Origin of the sequence: Novosphingobium pentaromativorans US6-1, from assembly GCF_000767465.1 — a bacterium.
Classification (GTDB): domain Bacteria; phylum Pseudomonadota; class Alphaproteobacteria; order Sphingomonadales; family Sphingomonadaceae; genus Novosphingobium; species Novosphingobium pentaromativorans.
Genome location: NZ_CP009291.1, coordinates 2,292,528 through 2,310,657, shown reverse-complemented (window position 1 = coordinate 2,310,657; position 18,130 = coordinate 2,292,528). Strand labels below are relative to the sequence as shown.

General features: G+C 65.9%; 18 protein-coding genes. 8 read left to right on the top strand and 10 right to left on the bottom strand.

Translation table 11 applies throughout. The annotated features are described in order from the left end of the window. Positions 1-4: 4 nt before the first annotated feature. Positions 5-1,246, bottom strand: coding sequence for a TIGR04063 family PEP-CTERM/XrtA system glycosyltransferase (locus tag JI59_RS10730; protein ID WP_038576016.1), 1,242 nt, complete (start codon positions 1,244-1,246; stop codon positions 5-7). A 66-nt stretch (positions 1,247-1,312) separates the two neighbouring features. Here JI59_RS10730 and JI59_RS10725 point away from each other — a divergent pair, with 66 nt between their 5' ends. The 4 genes from JI59_RS10725 to JI59_RS10710 all read left to right on the top strand — a co-directional run bounded on the left by JI59_RS10725 (position 1,313) and on the right by JI59_RS10710 (position 5,121). Next, entirely contained in the window at positions 1,313-1,501 is a 189-nt protein-coding gene (locus JI59_RS10725; protein WP_007012712.1) for a hypothetical protein, read from the top strand. Continuing rightward, complete coding sequence (locus JI59_RS10720) at positions 1,494-2,861, top strand: putative O-glycosylation ligase, exosortase A system-associated (protein WP_007012713.1); 1,368 nt, start codon at positions 1,494-1,496, stop codon at positions 2,859-2,861. Before JI59_RS10725 ends, JI59_RS10720 begins: the two co-directional genes overlap by 8 nt. A 202-nt stretch (positions 2,862-3,063) precedes the next feature. Then, complete coding sequence (gene ctrA, locus JI59_RS10715; RefSeq protein ID WP_038576013.1) at positions 3,064-3,759, top strand: response regulator transcription factor CtrA; 696 nt, start codon at positions 3,064-3,066, stop codon at positions 3,757-3,759. A 174-nt stretch (positions 3,760-3,933) separates the two neighbouring features. Continuing rightward, complete coding sequence (locus JI59_RS10710) at positions 3,934-5,121, top strand: PepSY-associated TM helix domain-containing protein (protein ID WP_238532503.1); 1,188 nt, start codon at positions 3,934-3,936, stop codon at positions 5,119-5,121. A gap of 16 nt (positions 5,122-5,137) precedes the next feature. Here the strand turns inward: JI59_RS10710 and JI59_RS10705 are convergent, their stop codons facing one another. Further along, positions 5,138-5,830, bottom strand: coding sequence for an LrgB family protein (locus JI59_RS10705; protein WP_007012716.1), 693 nt, complete (start codon positions 5,828-5,830; stop codon positions 5,138-5,140). Further along, positions 5,827-6,207: a CidA/LrgA family protein gene (locus JI59_RS10700; RefSeq protein WP_007012717.1), complete on the bottom strand. Its 381-nt coding sequence runs from the start codon at positions 6,205-6,207 to the stop codon at positions 5,827-5,829. Before JI59_RS10700 ends, JI59_RS10705 begins: the two co-directional genes overlap by 4 nt. A 153-nt stretch (positions 6,208-6,360) precedes the next feature. On the opposite strand from JI59_RS10700, the gene trmB reads away from it, so the two are divergent. Then, complete coding sequence (trmB, locus tag JI59_RS10695; protein WP_038576011.1) at positions 6,361-7,077, top strand: tRNA (guanine(46)-N(7))-methyltransferase TrmB; 717 nt, start codon at positions 6,361-6,363, stop codon at positions 7,075-7,077. A 97-nt stretch (positions 7,078-7,174) separates the two neighbouring features. Here trmB and JI59_RS10690 read toward each other — a convergent pair whose 3' ends face one another. Next, positions 7,175-9,436, bottom strand: coding sequence for an NADP-dependent malic enzyme (locus tag JI59_RS10690; protein WP_007012719.1), 2,262 nt, complete (start codon positions 9,434-9,436; stop codon positions 7,175-7,177). 115 nt (positions 9,437-9,551) lie between these two features. On the opposite strand from JI59_RS10690, the gene mutS reads away from it, so the two are divergent. Continuing rightward, positions 9,552-12,155 (top strand): DNA mismatch repair protein MutS, encoded by a 2,604-nt coding sequence (mutS, locus tag JI59_RS10685; RefSeq protein ID WP_174888127.1) that lies wholly within the window; start codon positions 9,552-9,554, stop codon positions 12,153-12,155. A 26-nt stretch (positions 12,156-12,181) separates the two neighbouring features. Continuing rightward, entirely contained in the window at positions 12,182-12,376 is a 195-nt protein-coding gene (locus tag JI59_RS10680; RefSeq protein ID WP_238532504.1) for a hypothetical protein, read from the top strand. Between the two features lie 15 nt (positions 12,377-12,391). Here JI59_RS10680 and JI59_RS10675 read toward each other — a convergent pair whose 3' ends face one another. From JI59_RS10675 to gluQRS, 5 genes are all read right to left on the bottom strand, one after another. Further along, the gene (locus tag JI59_RS10675) at positions 12,392-12,709 is read right to left on the bottom strand and encodes a hypothetical protein (protein WP_007012722.1); all 318 of its coding nucleotides are present in this window, start codon (positions 12,707-12,709) and stop codon (positions 12,392-12,394) included. Positions 12,710-12,821: 112 nt separating this feature from the next. Then, positions 12,822-13,691: a 3-hydroxyacyl-CoA dehydrogenase family protein gene (locus JI59_RS10670; protein ID WP_007012723.1), complete on the bottom strand. Its 870-nt coding sequence runs from the start codon at positions 13,689-13,691 to the stop codon at positions 12,822-12,824. An 86-nt stretch (positions 13,692-13,777) separates the two neighbouring features. Then, positions 13,778-14,347 (bottom strand): cob(I)yrinic acid a,c-diamide adenosyltransferase, encoded by a 570-nt coding sequence (locus tag JI59_RS10665; protein WP_007012724.1) that lies wholly within the window; start codon positions 14,345-14,347, stop codon positions 13,778-13,780. A gap of 16 nt (positions 14,348-14,363) precedes the next feature. Further along, positions 14,364-14,597 carry an HIG1 domain-containing protein gene (locus tag JI59_RS10660; protein WP_007012725.1) on the bottom strand — a complete coding sequence of 78 codons (234 nt, stop codon included), beginning with the start codon at positions 14,595-14,597 and terminating at the stop codon, positions 14,364-14,366. Then, complete coding sequence (gene gluQRS, locus JI59_RS10655) at positions 14,594-15,439, bottom strand: tRNA glutamyl-Q(34) synthetase GluQRS (protein ID WP_007012726.1); 846 nt, start codon at positions 15,437-15,439, stop codon at positions 14,594-14,596. Before gluQRS ends, JI59_RS10660 begins: the two co-directional genes overlap by 4 nt. A 167-nt stretch (positions 15,440-15,606) precedes the next feature. Here gluQRS and JI59_RS10650 point away from each other — a divergent pair, with 167 nt between their 5' ends. Next, positions 15,607-16,215 carry an HNH endonuclease gene (locus JI59_RS10650; RefSeq protein ID WP_013831562.1) on the top strand — a complete coding sequence of 203 codons (609 nt, stop codon included), beginning with the start codon at positions 15,607-15,609 and terminating at the stop codon, positions 16,213-16,215. Positions 16,216-16,238: 23 nt separating this feature from the next. Here JI59_RS10650 and JI59_RS10645 read toward each other — a convergent pair whose 3' ends face one another. After that, positions 16,239-18,128 (bottom strand): heparinase II/III family protein, encoded by a 1,890-nt coding sequence (locus JI59_RS10645; protein WP_007012728.1) that lies wholly within the window; start codon positions 18,126-18,128, stop codon positions 16,239-16,241. Positions 18,129-18,130: the final 2 nt, after the last annotated feature.

Genomic DNA, 18,130 nt, shown 5'->3' with positions numbered 1-18,130 from the left:
AGTGTCATGCAGCGACAGTGCCCCTGTTTTCAGGCTTCAGGAGTGCCAGCATTTGGTAAACGTCTTGATAACGAGCCGCGTTCACGGCCCAATCGTGCCGGGATTCGACATGGTCGCGGCCGGCCTTACGGTAGGCAGGCCAGTGCGCGCGATCCTCCAGCAGCCCGGCAAGCGCGTTCGCACAGGCCAATGGATCGTCCGGCGTGAACAGGGTTCCCGTGCGGCCATGCGTGACCAGTTCGCGGTGCCCGCCGACATCGCTGGCGGCGACCAGCTTGCCCTGCGCCATCGCTTCGAGCGGCTTGAGCGGGGTGACGAGATCGGTCAGCCGACTGCGCTTGCGCGGGTAAGCCATGATGTCGGCAAGAGCGTAATAGCGTTCGACCTCGTGGTGCGGGACCCGGCCGACGAAGCGAATCGCCTCTGCGGCGGGCGATGCTGCGGCCTGCGCGCGCAAGGCTGCCTCGCAGGGGCCGCCGCCGACCAGCAGCAGGCGCGCGTCGCTTCGCCGCTGGGCGAGATGGGCCATGGCCTCGATCAGCACGTCGATGCCCTCGTAGTCGTAGAAGCTGCCGATGAACCCGATCACCGGGCAGGGCGCGCCGCCGACCTCGAAACCCAGGCTGCGGGCCAGTTCGGGGTCGCGGCTTGCGGGCTCGCCGAAGAGGGTGAGATCGACGCCATTGGGCATGACGGTGATTCGCTCCGGCGCCGTGCCGCGCCCGACAAGATCGGCCTTGAGGCCTTCGCAGATCGTCACCACGGCATCGGCGCGCGAGACGACGTGGCTCTCCAGCTTGCGGGTCAGCCGGTACTTGAGTGAGCCTTCGCTGCCGGTGCCGTTGCCGACCGCGGCGTCTTCCCAGAACGCGCGAATTTCGTAGACCAGCGGAATGTCGTGGCGGCGGGCGACGCGCAGGGCCGCCTGGCCGCACAGCGCCGGGGAATGGGCATGGATGACGTCGGGCCGCCATTCGCGCACGACCTTTTCGATGCCTTTCGCGAAGATCGCAATCTCGCGCCATTCGCGCAGGCCAGCAGGGCCGCTTGCCGCACCGGCCGTGCGATGGAAGAGCAGGCCATCGGCTTCCTCGGCGACGGGCCCTTCGGCCGTGTGCCGCAGTCCGGTCACGCCGCGCACTTCGTAGCCCATCGCGGCCTGCGCCTTGAGGACCGCCCGGGTGCGGAAGGTGTAGCCGCTTTGCATGGGCAGCGAATGGTCGAGGACGTGGAGGATGCGTGTCATGACCTGCAAATCCCTAGCTTGTAAGGCTTAACGCGCCGTCAACCCGCGGCTGGTATCGCCCAAGGCATGGTCGATATCTTCGCCCTTGCCCTGTCTCACGGACTGCTCGCGCTTGCCGCGCTGCGCCTGCTGGCACGCGTCGATCTCGACGACGAGGGGCGCGGGGATGCAGGGGGCGGGCGCAAGGCCCGGCCCGCGCAAAGGCGCAAGATGCGTGTGCCGACGCAGGGCGAAGGCGCACAGCCGGATGCTTGACCTTGGCCTGACGGCATTCCTCGCCTGCTTCCTGGTCATGGGCTTCAAGCGTCCGTTCCTGTGGGTGCTTTGCTATCTCTACGTCGACATCGTTTCGCCGCAGGTCATTTCCTGGGGCATCCTCTCAAGCGTCCCGGTCTCGCTGATTACCTTCGCTGCGGCCTTCGGCGGATGGTTGCTGCTCGACGACAAGCGCGATTCGCGCTTCACCTTCCGCCAGGCGCTGCTGGCCATGCTGCTGGCATACTGTGCGATGACAACGCTGACTGCCGACTATCCGGCAGAAGCGCTGGAGAAATGGGCCTGGGTGTGGAAGGCGCTGGTCTTTGCGATCTTCCTCCCGCTTACCTTGCGCACCCGCTTGCGGATCGAGGCGGTCGCACTGGTCATGGTCCTGGCGGCCAGTGCCCTGATCATCGACGGCGGCATCAAGACGGTGATGGGCGGCGGCGGTTACGGCACGCTGCGGATCTTCGTCGACAACAATTCGGGCCTGTTCGAAGGCTCGATCCTGTCCTGCGTGGCGATCTCGATCATCCCCGTGATCATCTGGCTGGCCCGCCACGGCACGATCTTCCCTTCAGACTGGCGGGTCTGGACCTTCGCTTGCGCTCTTATCTTCGCCTGCGCGCTGATCCCGGTCGGCACCCAGGCACGCACCGGCCTGATGTGCCTTGGCGTGCTCTGCGCGCTCTCCTTGCGCACTGCGAAGCACCGGGTGCTGATCGCCGGGGGCATGGCCTTCGCGCTGTTCGCCGCCGTGCCGTTCCTGCCGCAATCCTTCCTCGCGCGCATGAGCACGATCGAGAACCACCAGTCCGACCAGTCTGCCAGCACTCGCCTCGGCGTGTGGAAGTGGACCTGGGGCTATGCCAGGGAGCACCCCTTGGGCGGCGGCTTCGAGGTCTACCTGTCGAGCGAGGTCGAATACGACACCGTCGCCCGCGAATCGGACGGCAGCAATGTCGTGGTCGAGCGGCAGAAGGTGGTCGAGAAGGGCCGCGCCTTCCATTCCAGCTATTTCGAGATGCTGGGCGAGCAGGGCTTCCCGGGTCTGTTCCTGTGGCTGCTGATCCAGGGCCTGGGCATTCTCCAGATGGAAATGATCCGGCGGCGCTGGAAAGGACGTACCGGGCCGGACGAGGCCTGGGTGGCGCCGCTCGCCAACGCTTTGCAGCTCGCGCATGTGGTCTACATGATTGGATCGCTGTTCGTGGGCATCGCCTTCCAGCCCTTCATCCTCATGCTGGTCGGCCTGCAATGCGGTTTCTGGAGCTACCTCAGGCGCGTTGGCCATCCGGCGAAGGCCGGGCAGGGCGAATCGCGCCGCAAGGTCCCGCGCAGGATGCAACCGGCCTGAGCGATTCCTAACCCTTTTGAGGAATTCCAAAGGGGGTAATTGGGAGCGTTTGCGACAAATCGCGTGATTTCAGAAGGAATCCCGATTTTGCATTAACGGCAAATTTACCTTTAACCTTCATTGCTCATATGGTTAATTCACGGCAATGTCCGTTTATGCAGGGTTAGCGTAAGCGGACTATGGGGAAAAAGGGGGTTACCTCATGCGAGTGCTGTTGATCGAGGACGAACCGACCACGGCCCGGGCCATCGAGCTCATGCTGTCGGCGGAAGGTTTCAATGTTTACTCGACGGATCTCGGCGAAGAAGGCCTCGATCTGGGCAAGCTCTACGATTACGACATCATTCTTCTGGACCTGAACCTGCCTGACATGCACGGCTACGATGTCCTCAAGAAGCTGCGCGTCGCCAAGGTGCAGACGCCGGTCCTGATCCTTTCCGGCATTTCCGAGATGGACTCCAAGGTCCGCTCGTTCGGCTTCGGCGCGGACGACTATGTGACCAAGCCGTTCCACCGCGAAGAGTTGATCGCCCGCATCCACGCGGTCGTGCGCCGCTCTAAGGGCCATTCGCAGTCGGTCATCCGTACCGGCAAGCTGATTGTCAATCTCGACGCCAAGACGGTCGAGGTCGATGGCGCCCGCGTGCACCTGACCGGCAAGGAATACGCGATGCTCGAGCTGCTTTCGCTGCGCAAGGGCACGACGCTGACCAAGGAAATGTTCCTCAACCACCTTTATGGCGGCATGGACGAGCCCGAGCTGAAGATCATCGACGTCTTCATCTGCAAGCTGCGCAAGAAGCTCAGCCACGCCTGCGGCGGTGCCAATTACATCGAGACGGTCTGGGGCCGCGGCTACGTGCTGCGCGACCCGGACGAGCAGGCCGAAGCGGCCTGATCCCAGCGTTTCGCTTCATGATGAATCGAGCGGCCTGCCCCCCGGGGTGGGCCGTTTTCGTATGCGCCGGGTAAGGATGGCCCGGTCCGGGCGCGCGAATTGGACCTTTGGCGTTGTAAGATTGTGGGCAATGAAGGGACCATCGCAACCCGCCGCAGTCGAGAGCCGATCGTCTTGAAACCCGTCCCGCGTTCGCCCTGGATCACGCTGCATCGCTACCTTGGCCTTGTGGCCATTCCGCTCCTGCTTCTTGCTGCGGTGACCGGCTGCGTGCTCAGCTTCATGCGGCCCATCGACGCCTGGATCAACGCAGACCTTTTCGCGCAGCCGCTCGCCGCCGTCGCCGCGGGGAAGCCCGCGCCGGACGTGGCTCCACTGGTCGATCGCTTCGCAGCCCGCCACCCGGAATGGGTCGTGCGCGGCTTTCCCCTAGCAGTAGCGGAGACGCGGCGGATCGTGGTCGATGTCGATCGCGCCGCGGGCCTCTCCGGACCGCCGGTGGATCAGGTCTTCCTCGATCGCTTCAGCGCAGAGCCCGCTGGGGCCCGGTTCTCGAAAGCCGCGTGGAACCGGCGCGGGGCGATGGAACAGGTCCTGGAACTGCACGCCCATCTCATGGCCGGCACCTGGGGGCGCTGGATAATGGGAACGGTTGCGGTACTCTGGCTGATCGGGCACGGCATCGGCTTCTACCTGACTTTCCCGCTCAAGCGCCCGTTCTGGAAGGGCTGGAAGCGTAGCTGGAAAGTCAGCTTCCGTTCGATGTTCGCCAAGTTCATGCTCGATTGGCACAAGGCCAGCGCGCTCTGGCTCTTCGTCCCGCTGACAGCACTTGCGCTGACGTCTGTGGCGCTCAATTTCTTCGATGAAGCCTATGCGCCGATGATCGAGGCAGCTTTCGGCGACGACGAACATGTTGCCCCCGCAGGTGAGCCGAAGAACGCGCCGCTCGACTTTGCCGGGGCCGTTGCTACCGCGCGCGCCCATGCGGTGCGCGAAGGGATCGACTGGCAGCCCGCCAGTGTCCTCGCAAATCCGGAAGAGGGCACGATCGGCGTGACGATGACCGACGACGGCACCGTCAATTACCATCGCCTCGGCCCGATCTACTATTACTTCGACCGCGCCAGCCATGCCGTGGTCGAGACTTACGACCCCTATCACGGCAACCGTTCGCTCGCGGGCTATCGCCTGCTCTACCCGCTGCACAGCGGCCGGGTGGGCGGCAATGTCACGATCCTGCTGATCTTCCTTTCCGGACTGGCGACAGCCGGGCTGTGCGTGACCGGGGTCTATGTCTGGTGGAAGAAGCGCAAGTCGCGTGTCGCTGCCCGGCGGGCTGCGGCCCTGCGCCGCGGCTGACGCGGGGCGACTCCGCTCAGACCAGCAGCACGAGGATCGAGAGCAGCGCCGCCGTCGTTGCCGCGTTGAGGGCCATGCCGAGGCTGGCCATCGCGCCAGCGGTCGAATCGACCTGGAAGGCCCGCGCCGCGCCGATGCCATGGGCTGCAACGCCGACGGCAAATCCGCGCGCACGGTAATCGCGGACATTGAGCAGGTTGAGCAGCGGCGTGGCGAACATCGCGCCGATCACGCCCGCGAACAGCACGATCACGGCGGCCAGTGCCGGAACGCCGCCCAGTTGTCCGGCTATGGCCATCGCAACCGGCGTGGTGGTCGCGCGCGGGGCGATCGAGGCCAGGATCTCGCTCGGCGCGCCGAAAAGGGAGAGGACTCCCACGGCGCTGACGATGGAAGTGATCGCGCCCGCGCCGAGGGCAAGGACGATCGGCACGGCCAGCCGGCGTATGCGCGCGCGCTGCGCCCAGACCGGAACGGCAAGACCGACGACCGCAGGGCCGAGCAGGAAGCTGATCGGGAAAGTCGCCTGCTGGTAGGTCTCGTAAGGCGTGCCGGTCCACAGCAGCAACCCGATCAGCACTGGGGTCGACCACAGGACCGGGTGCAGCAACGGACGTCGCCCGGATCGCTTCGAGACCGTGTCCGCCGCTTCGAAGACGCCCAGCGTCACGGCAAGCCAGAACAGCGATGTCGCCAGCAGGCCGGTCATGCAGGGCTATCCGATTCGGTTTCGACGGTGTCGAGGGGGCCGAAGCGGTTCAGTGCCCAGCGGAAGACCAGCGCCGTTACCGCCATGGTCAAGAAGGTGGAGATTGCCGTTGCCACGACAAGACCGACGCCGTCCGCCTTGAGCGCTTCGCCCTCGTTGACCAGCCCGACCGCGGCGGGAACGAACATCACGGCCAGATGCGCAGTCAGCCAGCCGGTCACAATCGTCAGCGTCGGACGCTCGCGGGGGACCAGGGCCAGCCAGGCGAAGAGCAGGATCATGCCGATCACCGAGCCGGGCAGCGCAAGCCCGGTCAGGCGGTGGAAAGTCTCGCCCAGGAGCTGGCAGGCGAGCAGCAGGAATATCGTGGGCAGCATCGGAGGCGAGTGTCCTTGGCGGTTTTCGACCTAGAACAGCGCATTGCGCTGCGTTGCAATGGCGTTTTCGGTCATTGCCGGAGCTTCATGCGCAAATGGCGCGATGATCGCCTCCATTGACCGCGGCGCACTTGCCTGCCAGTGGCGCGCGCCATGACGGCTTACAAATCCGGCGATCCCACGACTCTCAACCGCCTCTATGGCCGCGCCAAGGGCAAGCCCCTGCGCGCCGGTCAACAGGCCCTGGTCGATAACCTGCTGCCGCAGATTGCAGTTCCCGACGAAGGGCCGGTCACGGCCCAGCGCTTGTTCGGGGAAGACTGCCCGCTCCATTTCGAGATCGGCTTCGGGGGCGGCGAGCACATGGCGAATCGCGCCGAGATGCTGCCGAACCACGGTTTCATCGGTGCCGAACCGTTCCTCAACGGCGTCGCCCAGGCGCTGCTGCACGTCAGCGGCGACAATGGTGCGCACCCGCCGATCGCGAACGTGCGCATCCATCATGGCGATGCGCTGGAGGTACTCTCGCGCATTCCCGACGGGACGCTGTCCTTCCTTTACCTGCTGCATCCCGATCCCTGGCCCAAGGCCCGTCACGCAAAGCGCCGGATGATGAATGACGGCCCGGTCGACATGTTCGCGGCCAAGCTCAAGCCGGGCGGTGAGTTCCGCTTCGGCACCGATCATGCCGTTTACCTGCGCCATGCCCTGATGGTCATGCAGCGCCATACCGAGCAATTCGAATGGCTTTGCGACAAGCCCGGCGATTTCCAGAAGCGCCCCGGCGGCTGGCCCGAAACCCGTTACGAAGCCAAGGCCCGCACCGTTTACGGCCACGAAGTCTGGTACTTTCGCTACCGCCGCAAGTAGGCACGTTTGGCGATTGGCGGATAGCGCCCCGAAATGAAAAAGGCCCCGAAGGCAATCGCCAGCGGGGCCTTTTCATGTCCGGCTCGAGCCGGCTGGATCAGCCGATGATTCCGGCTGCGGCCAGTACTGCCGATGTCAGCACATCGGGGGCAATGGCAGTCATCGGCACGATCTGGACGGGCATTTCCATGCCCAGCAGCATCGGGCCCACGGCTGTCGTCCCGCCGATCTCGCGCAGCAGCTTGGCCGAGATGTTGGCCGACTGCAGCCCGGGCATGACCAGTACGTTCGCCGGCGCGGTAAGGCGGCAGAACGGATAGAGCGCCATGATCTTGGGGTTGAGCGCGGCATCGGGCGCCATGTCGCCGTCGTACTCGAAGCCGGGTTGCTCCTCGTCGAGGATGTGGACGGCATCGCGGATCGTGTCGAGCCAGCGACCGGCGGGGTTCCCGAAGGTCGAATAGCTGAGGAAGGCGACGCGCGGTTCATGACCGAGGCGTCGGGCGACCGCCGCGGTTTCCTTGGCGATGACGGCCAGTTCCTCGGCGTTCGGGCGCTCGTTGATGGTCGTGTCGGCCAGGAACAGGGTCTGGTTCTTGCCGACCATCATGTGGATGCCGAACGGCAGTTTGTCTTCGGCGGTGTCGAGAACGCGTTGGACGTCCTTCATCGACTGCGCGAAGGGCCGGGTCATGCCGGTGATCATCGCGTCGCCGATGCCCAGCTTGAGCAGGCAGGCCGAGAAGATGTTGCGGTCGGTATTGACCATGCGCTGGACGTCGCGCTGCAGGAAGCCGCGGCGCTTGAGGCGCTCGTAAAGCATCTCGACCATCGGCGCGACATGCTGCGAGACCATCGAGTTCTCGATCTGGTAGCTTTCCGGATCGGCGACGCCGAGTTCGGCCATCTTGTCGAGAACGTGCTGGGTGCGGCCGACCAGGATCGGTTCGCCGTAGCCGAAATCGCGATACTGGATTGCGGCGCGCAGCACGACCTCGTTCTCGCCTTCGGCAAAGATCATGCGCTTGGGGTTCGCCTTGACCTGCGCATAGACCTGGCTGAGCACCGAAGTGGTCGGGTTGAGGCGACCCTTCAGTTCCTGGCGATAGGCGTCGAAATCGGCGATGTGGCGTCGCGCAACGCCCGATTCCATTGCCGCCTTGGCGACCGCCGAGGGGACGACTTCCATCAGGCGCGGGTCGAACGGCGCAGGGATGATGTACTCGAGGCCGAATTGCTGCGATTCGCCATAGGCTGCCGCCACTTCCTCGGGCACCTGCTCGCGGGCCAGTTCGGCAATGGCGCGGGCGGCGGCGATCTTCATTTCCTCGTTGATCGCCGTCGCGTGGACGTCGAGCGCGCCGCGGAAGATGAACGGGAAGCCCAGCACGTTGTTGACCTGGTTCGGATAGTCCGAACGCCCGGTCGCGACGATCGCGTCGGGACGCACCGCCTTGACTTCGGGCGGGGTGATTTCCGGGTCCGGGTTGGCCATGGCGAAGATGATCGGCTGATCGGCCATGGTCTTGATCATGTCCTGCGTGACCGCACCCTTGGCCGACAGGCCAAGGAACACGTCGGCGCCGACGATGGCTTCGGCCAGGGTGCGCTTTTCGGTCATCACGGCATGGGCTGACTTGAACTGGTCCACCCGTTCGCGGCCCGGATAGATCACGCCGCGCGTATCGCAGACCAGCACGTTTTCATGCCGTACGCCCATCGACTTGATCAGCGAGGTGCAGGCCAGCGCCGAAGCGCCGGCGCCGTTCACCACGACGCGGATCTCGTCCAGCTTGCGGCCGGTCAGGTGGCAGGCGTTGATCAGGCCGGCAGCGGCGATGATTGCTGTGCCGTGCTGGTCGTCGTGCATGACCGGGATGTTCATGCGCTCGCGCAGGGCCTGCTCGATCAGGAAGCACTCGGGTGCCTTGATGTCTTCCAGGTTGATGCCGCCGAAGCTCGGCTCCATCATCGCAATGGCTTCGATCAGCGCATCGGGATCTTCGCTGTTCAGCTCGATGTCGATGGAATCGACGTCGGCGAAGCGCTTGAACAGGACGGCCTTGCCTTCCATCACCGGCTTCGATGCCAGCGCGCCCAGGTTGCCCATGCCCAGGATTGCGGTGCCGTTGGAGATGACGGCAACCAGGTTGCCCTTCGCGGTATAGTCGTAAGCGGTTGCCGGATCGTCGGCGATGGCCTGCACCGGCACGGCAACGCCGGGAGAATAGGCGAGGCTCAGGTCGCGCTGTGTCGCCATCGGCTTCGAGGCGATGATCTCGATCTTACCCGGGCGGATCGTCTGGTGATAGAAGAGCGCCTCGCGCTCGGTGAATTGAACCCTGCTTTTATCCGACAACGCGCACCTCCAGCTCTCGCCCGGACCCCTAACGGATGTTCCCGTCACGCGATAGGGGAAAGCATCGCTGCCTGCGCTTCACAAGCACCGAAGCGTGGCGCTAACGCTGACGCGCATGACTTCCGGCGCAACCCCGATGATGGCCCAGTACCTCGCCCTGCGGGAAGAAGCGGGCGACTGCCTGCTTTTCTACCGCATGGGAGACTTCTTCGAACTCTTCTTCGAAGATGCCAAGAGGGCATCGCAAATTCTCGACATCGCGCTGACCACGCGCGGTGAGCATCAGGGCGCGCCGATCCCGATGTGCGGCGTGCCGGTCCATTCGGCCGAGAGCTACCTTGCCCGCCTGATCAAGGCCGGTTGCCGCGTCGCCATCGCCGAGCAGACCGAGACTCCCGCCCAAGCCAAGAAACGCGGCGGGTCCAAGGCGCTGGTGGCGCGCGACATCGTCCGCTTCGTCACCGCCGGTACCCTGACCGAGGAAGCCCTGCTCGAACCGCGCCGCGCAAACGTGCTGGCAGCTGCCTGCGAAGTGCGCGGCACGGTGGGCATTGCCGCCTGCGACATCTCCACCGGGCGGATGGAACTGGAAGAATGCGCGGCCGAGCGCCTCGGCGCCGCACTGGCGCGGCTGGGCGCGAGCGAACTGGTAGTGCCCGAGGGTTGGGAACTGGCGCCCGACGAAACTATCGCTCGCTCGGGGCATGAGTTCTCCTCGGAAGGCGGGGAAGAGCGGCTAAAGGCAATCCACGGCGTCGCCACGCTCGACGGCTTCGGCAGCTTCACGCGGCCCATGCTGGCCGCGGCAGGCGGGCTCATCGCCTACCTCGATCATGTCGGGCGCGGCGCGCTCCCGCTACTTTTGCCGCCCGAGGCGCGCTCGGGCGAAGCCGCGCTGGCGATGGACGAGGCAACGCGGGCGAGCCTGGAGATCCTCGAGTCCTCGCAAGGCGGGCGCAAGGGCAGCCTGATCGATGCCGTCGACCGCTGCGTTACCGGTGCCGGCGCGCGCCAGCTTGCCGATGACCTGTCCGCCCCGCTGACCGATCGCAATGCCATCGCCGAGCGGCTCGAACTGGTCGAATGGCTGCATGACGATGCCTTGCTGCGCGAAGACCTGCGTTCCGCCTTGCGAGCGCTTCCCGATGTCGGACGCGCGCTCGGGCGGGTTGTCGCAGGGCGCGGCAGCCCGCGCGACCTCGGCCAGCTGCGCGACGGTCTGTCAGGCGCCCGCGAGATCGGCGCTAGGCTCGGTGAACGCGATGCGCTTCCCGGCCTGCTCGAACGCCTGCTGCCCGATCTTGGCGGCCATGGGGAACTGGTCGACCATTTCGCCCGTGCGCTCGTCGCCTCGCCGCCGACCGAACGCGGGCAGGGCGGCTACATCGCCGAGGGATATGACGCCGCGCTCGACGAACTGCGTGTGACATCGGGCAATGCCCGGCGAGCGATCGCCGCGCTCGAAGCGAAGTACCGTGACGAAACCGGCGTCGCCGCGCTCAAGATCAAGCACAACAACGTGCTGGGCTACTTCATCGAAGTGCCCTCGCGCCATGCCGACAAGCTGATGGAGGCGGACAGCGGCTTCTCGCACCGCCAGACAATGGCCGGGGCAATGCGCTTCAATGCGCTGGCGCTGCACGAGGAGGCGAGCCGCATCACCGAGGCAGGCGCCCACGCGTTTGCCGCCGAGGAAGCGCATTTCGAGGAACTGGTCGCCGGGGCCGTCGCTTCTCGCCACCAGATCGCGAAGACAGCGGCTGCGCTTGCCCGCATCGACGTTGCGGCGGGACAGGCCGAACGCGCCGCGGAGGGCGGCTGGACCCGCCCGGAAGTGGTCGACGCGACCTGCCTCGAGATCGAGGGCGGCCGCCATCCGGTGGTCGAGGCGGCGCTGGCGGTGCAGGGCGAACGCTTCGTGGCGAACGACTGTCGGCTGGGTACGCATGACCGTCTCTGGCTGATCGGCGGCCCCAACATGGGCGGTAAGTCGACGTTCCTGCGGCAGAACGCGCTGATCGTCCTGCTGGCGCAGGCGGGCGGCTTCGTCCCCGCCGCAGCGGCCCGGATCGGCAAGGTCGATCGCCTGTTCAGCCGTGTCGGCGCCTCGGACAACCTCGCGCGCGGGCGTTCGACCTTCATGGTCGAGATGGTCGAGACTGCCGCGATCCTCGCGCAGGCAACCGACCGCAGCTTCGTGATCCTCGATGAGGTCGGGCGCGGGACGTCCACGTACGACGGGCTTGCGCTGGCCTGGGCCGTGGCCGAAGCGGTGCACGAGACCAACCGCTGCCGCTGCCTGTTCGCGACGCACTATCACGAACTCGCGCGGCTGGCGGAGACCTGCGAGGCGCTTTCGCTGCACCATGTCCGGGCGCGCGAATGGAAGGGCGACCTCGTGCTGCTCCATGAACTGGCCGACGGCCCTGCCGACCGCAGCTATGGCCTTGCCGTGGCGCGCCTGGCCGGGGTGCCGCCCAAGGTCATCAGCCGTGCCAAGTCGGTTCTCGAGAAGCTGGAAAAGGGGCGGGCTGAGACCGGCGGGCTGGCGGCGGGCCTTGGCGAACTGCCGCTTTTCGCCGCAGCGCAGGACCACCGCGAGGAGCAGTGCGACACCCTGCGGGACAAGCTGCGCGACATGGACGTGGATGCCATGAGCCCGCGCGATGCGCTGGAGGTGCTCTATGACCTGAAGCGCGAGGCGGGTACCGAAACTTAACCCGGGCGGCCTATGCTGGCGCCATGATGCTCGGGCCGAAAATCTCCACCGTCTTCAAAAGCCGCTGGAACGCATTGTTCTGGGCAGCTGGAATCCTGGCGACCGCTTATTGCACGGTTCCGGCGGCGGATCAGGCGGCGAAAAGCGAAAAGGCCAGGGTCGCTGCCAGCAAGGCCGAACACCGCAATCCCTGGGCCAAGGACACCACTGCGGCGCAGTGAAGGGGTGAAGGGGCTTTAGCTGTCGTCGCTGCCGAATTCGGCATCGGCCACGCCTGCACGGCCATAGCGGTTTTCCAGATCGTCCATCGTCTCCTCGCCGCGATAGGCGGACATGTCGATGGTTCCGCTGGTGTCCATCTGCTTCATGTGATCGACGAGGTCGGGAGTATCGGCCGGGTTGAGGCTGTTGGACAGCTTTTCGCTCTGGTCGAGACCGAGCACCGACAGCGAACCGTTCATTGCCTCTGCGGCCACCGACTGCGCCTGGGCTTCGGCGTCGTCCTGTTCGGCATTGATAGTTTCTGGGGCGAGATCGTCAGGGCGTTGGGTCATCGTGATATCTCCTTCGCTTGGGTAACGGCCGGGGCGCGCGGAGCGTTCCACGAAAAACGCCCCCGCCTCGGGTGAGGCAGGGGCGCTTTGCCAATGCGTCGCTGGCGTGCGGTCAGCGCGTGGGTACCGGCTTCTCGCCCGAGTAGTCGTAGAAGCCCTTGCCGGACTTGCGTCCGTACCAGCCAGCCTCGACGTACTTCTGCAGCAGCGGGGCGGGACGGTACTTGGGATCGCCGGTGGTCGCGTGGAATACCTTCATGATCTCGTAGAGGGTGTCGAGCCCGACGAAGTCGGCAAGGGTCAGGGGCCCCATCGGGTGATTGGCGCCCAGCCGCATGCCGGCATCAATGTCCTCGACCGAAGCCAGGCCCTCGCCCAGCACGAAGATCGCCTCGTTGAGCATCGGGCACAGGATGCGGTTGACGACGAAGCCGGGAGCGTCGCCAGCCAGTACGACCGTCTTTCCCAGCTTCTCGCCGAAGGCCTTCATGCGCCCGGTGGTGTCCTGCGAGGTGGCAAGGCCGGGGATCACTTCGACGAGACCCATGACCGGGACCGGGTTGAAGAAGTGCAGGCCGCAGAAGCGCGTCGGATCGGGCGACTGGGCGGCCATGCGGGTGATCGGAATGGAGCTGGTGTTGGAGGCCATGATCGCGCCGTCCTTCAGCACCTTGCCGGCGGCTTCGAAGATCCTGGCCTTGATGTCCTCGCGCTCGGTCGCGGCCTCGATGATGAGGTCGCAGCCCGACATCGCGGCATAGTCGGCAACCGGGGTGATGCGCGCCAGCAGGGCGTCGGCATCCGCCTGCGTCATCTTCTCCTTGGCGACGAGCCGTGACAGGCCCTTGGCAATGCCTGCCTTGCCCTTCTCGGCATTCTCGAGCGAGACGTCGGTCAGGATGACGTCCATGCCCTTGCTCGCGACGGTCTGGGCGATGCCCGAACCCATGATACCTGCACCGATGATACCGACTGACTGCACCGAAAGTCTCCTCTGATGATCCCAATTCGGCGGTTGCCTAGCGGGATTGTCGCTCGGAAGGAACCTAGTCTTGGGATTAGCGGCGCCTAGCGGTTCTGGCCGGGCACCCAGAGCACGTCGTCGGCGCCGTTGGCGTTCACTGCCCGGGCGAGGACGAAGAGATAGTCGCTCAACCGGTTGATGTAGGCCAGAGCCGCGGGGTTGGCGGGTTCCGCCGCAGCGAGCGCGGCGGCCCGGCGCTCTGCCGACCGGGCGGAGGCACGGGCGATGTGGACCCGCGCCGCGGCTTCGCTGCCGCCGGGCAGGATGAAGCTTTTCAGCGGGGCGATATGTTCGTTGATGGCGTCGATCTGCCTTTCGAGCCATTCGACCTGCGAAAGCACGATGCGCAGCGTCATCTCGCCGGGGGTGAAGTCTTCACCGGGCGTGGCAAGGTCGGCTCCCAGGTCGAACAGGTCGTTCTGGATTCGGGTGAGAGCCCCGGCATGCGGCGTATCGCCCAGGGCGCACAGGGCAAGACCGATGGCGCAGTTGGCTTCGTCCACCGCGCCGATGGCTTCCATGCGCGCGGCATGCTTGGGCAGGCGCGAGCCGTCGACGAGGCCCGTCGTGCCGTCATCGCCGGTGCGGGTATAGATCCTGTTGAGCCTGACCAAGGTCGTCGAACGGTTCTTAGCGCGCCATCGCCAGCAGCAGGGCGCAGACGAGGACTGCGGCTGCCTGGTACTTGATGCGATTGAACATCATCTTGTTCTGCAACAGCTGGTTGGGCGTTGCTCCGACCGCGTCCGGGTCGCGGTGGAGGTCTTCCTTCGTGCTGTTGATGAACGCGACGATGCCGCGCACCAGGCTGACGACGACCATGATCATCAGCACGATGATAATGGGGACAAGAATATAGCTCATGACTCGCTATCTAGGCCTCCGCAGAGCGAAATACCAGTCGGGAACCGGTGGGCGCGCAAGGCATCGGCCAGGGCGAGGCCATCTTCGCCCGCCCGCCTGCGGTCGCCCAGCGAGGGTGATCCGCGGCGCTTGGCCAGCTTCCTGCCGCCGGGTTCGACCAGCAGGGCATGGTGGTGCCAGGTCGGAACCGGCAGTCCCAGCAGCGCCTGCAACATTCGGTGAACGTGGCTTGCCGCGAAAAGGTCCGCGCCGCGCGTGACGAGGGTGATGCGGTCCGCAGCGTCGTCGAGCGTGGCGGCGAGGTGGTAGCTGGCGGGCAGGTCCTTGCGCAGCAGGACGACATCGCCGAACCGCTCGGGCTGGGCAATCTGCGCGCCAGCCAGTTCGTCGACCCAGGTGAGCGGGCCTGCCAGTGCGGTGGCCCGGGCCATGTCGATCCGCCATGCTGCGCCCTCGGGATCCACCGCGCGGCCGCGGCAGGTGCCGGGATAGACGGGGCCATCAGGTCCGCTGCCGGTTGCGGCGGCTGCGATCTCGGCGCGGGTGCAGCGGCACGGATAGAGCAGGCCCATGTGCTTGAGCGCTTCCCCGGCCTCTATGTAGCGGTCGAGGCGGCGGGACTGGTACACGACCTCGCCGTCCCACGGCAGGCCGAGCCACTCGAGGTCGCGGAAGAACTCGTCGATGAATTCAGGGCGGCTGCGCGCGCCGTCGATGTCCTCGATGCGCAGCAGGAATTGCCCGCCCCTTTCGCGCGCAAGGTCATGGGCGACCACGGCGGCAAAGGCATGGCCCAGGTGCAGCGGGCCGTTGGGGCTGGGGGCAAAGCGTGTGCGGAACATTGCGGGGAATGTCCTAACCGCATTGGCGCGCGCGACAAGGTGCGTTCGCAAGCTGTGGATTGTCGATTATACTGCATTGCACGCAGGCTTGACGGCGACTCGCGCAAATGCTGGATTACCGGCATGCGCTGCCATCAAACCGTAATGACGGCCTGCGACAGGAGGCCATGCTCAAGTCGGAGCTGATCGAGCGCGCGGCCCGGTTCCGCAGCGCGGAGGAAGATCCCTCCCGAAGTCTTTCGGACTGCCCTGCGCTGGTTCTCAATGCGGATTACACACCGCTCTCCTACTACCCCTTAAGCCTCTGGCCCTGGCAGACCGCGATCAAGGCGGTCGTGCTGGAAAGGGTCGATATCGTCAGCAGTTACGACCGCGCGGTGCACAGCCCGAGCTGGACGATGCAGATCCCCTCGGTGATCGCGCTGCGGCAATATGTGAAGCCTTCCGAATTTCCGGCCTTCACCCGCTTCAACCTGTTCCTGCGCGATCGCTTCAGCTGCCAGTACTGCGGCAGCCCGCATAACCTGACCTTCGACCATGTGATCCCGCGCCGCCTGGGTGGCCGGACGAGCTGGGAAAACATCCTCACCGCCTGCGCGCCGTGCAATCTCAAGAAGGGGGGGCGCACGCCCAAGCAGGCGAACATGCCGCCGCTGGTGCCGCCGATCCGGCCGACGAGCTGGCAGTTGCAGGAACGGGGCAAGGGCTTCCCGCCTAACTACCTGCACGAGACTTGGCGGGACTGGCTTTACTGGGATATCGAACTGGAAGAATAGGGCCCGCGCCGCTGGGCGGAGCGTCAGCCCATCTTCTTGAGCAGCCACCCGAAATTGCCGCCGCCCCGCGATACGAGGCCCTGGACGACGAGTTGCTGCGTCGCCTGGGGACGGCCATGGCCGTCGACCCACAGCGAATCCTCGATCGAGACATCACCGCCGCCGCTGCGGAATTGCCAGTAGCTGCCATCGGGCAGTGCAAGGCCCGCGCCCTGGCCATCCTCGGTCAGGGCGACGTCGACTTCGGGGCCGAGGTGGAAGCGCAGCGCATAGCCGACCTTGCCCCGCTTCCCCTTGCGACCCGAGGGCAGTAGCAGGTCTTCGCCGCGCAGTTCCGTCCCGTCGTCGCGCAGGATGAGGATGCGGCGGTGAGTCAGGCCATAACGCGCGGCATAGCCGTTGTGGCTGGCTTCGAGTCGGGTGGCGTTCGAGCCGTTTTCATTCTGCAGCGTCTTGCGGTCGATATCGACCTGGCTGACACCCGATCCGATCATGCCGTTGATCAGGATCGCGGTGGAATTGGCATCGTCGATGGTCAGGGTCGAATGCGCCGCCGTCGCGCGCAGGCCCTGTTCGAGCCGGACCGGTACCAGCCCGCCGCCGCTGGCGGCGCCGCCGCAATTGACGATCAGGCGATGGCCGCCGTGGGACATCTCGAAGGCAAGCGTCGAGGCGCAGCCGTAGCGGGCATGGCTCGGCATCGGCGGAGGCGCGGTGTCGAACAGCAGGATGGTTTTCTGCGCGACGGCGCGCTGGTAGCCCCACTGGCGCACGTCGCGCAAAGGACGGGCTCGCACGCCGCTCGCGGCGACCAGGGCGCTCACGTCATCGCCGTTGATCGCCCAGGCGCCCTGCCAGCTTCCCAGCGAACCGTCGCCATGGGTCAGCGCTAGGAGCGGCGGAACGAGCATTTCGATCACCCGCTCGATCGCGTCTGGCGGATCGCGCCGGGTGGCCTGGTAGCAGTTGCGCAGGCGCACCAGCAGCGCGATCGCTTCCATCTGTGCCAGCGGACTGCGCGACAGCACGCCGCCGTCGTCGCCCATCAGTTCGCCCAGCGCACGGATCAGGCCGGCTTCGCCGTAGAGGCGGCGCGGACGACCGTCGGGAAGGAGCAGACCGGCGGCGATCACCGCGCACCAGCCGGCCACTTCGGCAAGACCGTCCTCGGCGTGGTGGACCTGCCGGTCGAGCCAGCGCGCGGTTTCGTTGATGTGGCGCAGGGTGCGCAGGCGCAGGGCCTTCTCGCCGGAAAGGATCAGCGGCGCATGGACCAGCCAGTTCATCAACCGCATGCCGGTGTGGCCGACATTCCATGCAGGCCCCTTGCCGGGCTTGGCCGGCGGCTTGGGGTTGGCCTGGAGCCATGACGTCAGGATCCGCTCGGCCACCGGCACGCCCTGTTCGCGCGGGGCGCAGGCTTCGAGATCGGTCAACCACGAGAAGCTGTGGACCACCGCTTCCAGCGGCGGCGTGACCCGCGCGGCACCATGGAAATCGACCTGCGCGATCGGCGTCTTGGCACCGTGGACCAGGAAATGCCCCGCGCGCAGGGCCGTTCCGGCGATGCGGTTGCCCGGTACGGTGTTGTTCACCGTGGCCAGCAACCGCGTCTTCGATTTCTTGCCCATCGGTGCGGTCAGCATCGTGCCCGGCACGCCAAGGCGATAGGCGAACCGGATCAGGCGTGCGCCTGCCCCCAGGGCCGGCGGCGAGAAGTCGACGAGCGCCAGGGCGCGCCCCGGCTCGATCTGCTCGCCGGTCGCCACGGGCGCGTCCTCGCGCAGCTGAGGGGCAGGCGTTTCGTCCACCGTCTTGTTCACGACACCCACTTCGGTTGCTTCAGCCAGTGGAATGGCCCGGTCTTCATCCGGGTTCCAGGTCTGGGAACCGTTGTGCGTGTCCAGTGTCACCG

What these genes read in the sequence shown, in the direction of transcription:
- JI59_RS10730 (WP_038576016.1), bottom strand. Translation starts at nt 1,246, where the DNA reads ATGACACGCATCCTCCACGTCCTCGACCATTCGCTGCCCATGCAAAGC.
- JI59_RS10725 (WP_007012712.1), top strand. Translation starts at nt 1,313, where the DNA reads ATGGTCGATATCTTCGCCCTTGCCCTGTCTCACGGACTGCTCGCGCTT.
- JI59_RS10720 (WP_007012713.1), top strand. Translation starts at nt 1,494, where the DNA reads ATGCTTGACCTTGGCCTGACGGCATTCCTCGCCTGCTTCCTGGTCATG.
- ctrA (WP_038576013.1), top strand. Translation starts at nt 3,064, where the DNA reads ATGCGAGTGCTGTTGATCGAGGACGAACCGACCACGGCCCGGGCCATC.
- JI59_RS10705 (WP_007012716.1), bottom strand. Translation starts at nt 5,830, where the DNA reads ATGACCGGCCTGCTGGCGACATCGCTGTTCTGGCTTGCCGTGACGCTG.
- JI59_RS10700 (WP_007012717.1), bottom strand. Translation starts at nt 6,207, where the DNA reads ATGCTGCCCACGATATTCCTGCTGCTCGCCTGCCAGCTCCTGGGCGAG.
- trmB (WP_038576011.1), top strand. Translation starts at nt 6,361, where the DNA reads ATGACGGCTTACAAATCCGGCGATCCCACGACTCTCAACCGCCTCTAT.
- mutS (WP_174888127.1), top strand. Translation starts at nt 9,552, where the DNA reads ATGACTTCCGGCGCAACCCCGATGATGGCCCAGTACCTCGCCCTGCGG.
- JI59_RS10680 (WP_238532504.1), top strand. Translation starts at nt 12,182, where the DNA reads ATGCTCGGGCCGAAAATCTCCACCGTCTTCAAAAGCCGCTGGAACGCA.
- JI59_RS10675 (WP_007012722.1), bottom strand. Translation starts at nt 12,709, where the DNA reads ATGACCCAACGCCCTGACGATCTCGCCCCAGAAACTATCAATGCCGAA.
- JI59_RS10660 (WP_007012725.1), bottom strand. Translation starts at nt 14,597, where the DNA reads ATGAGCTATATTCTTGTCCCCATTATCATCGTGCTGATGATCATGGTC.
- gluQRS (WP_007012726.1), bottom strand. Translation starts at nt 15,439, where the DNA reads ATGTTCCGCACACGCTTTGCCCCCAGCCCCAACGGCCCGCTGCACCTG.
- JI59_RS10650 (WP_013831562.1), top strand. Translation starts at nt 15,607, where the DNA reads ATGCTCAAGTCGGAGCTGATCGAGCGCGCGGCCCGGTTCCGCAGCGCG.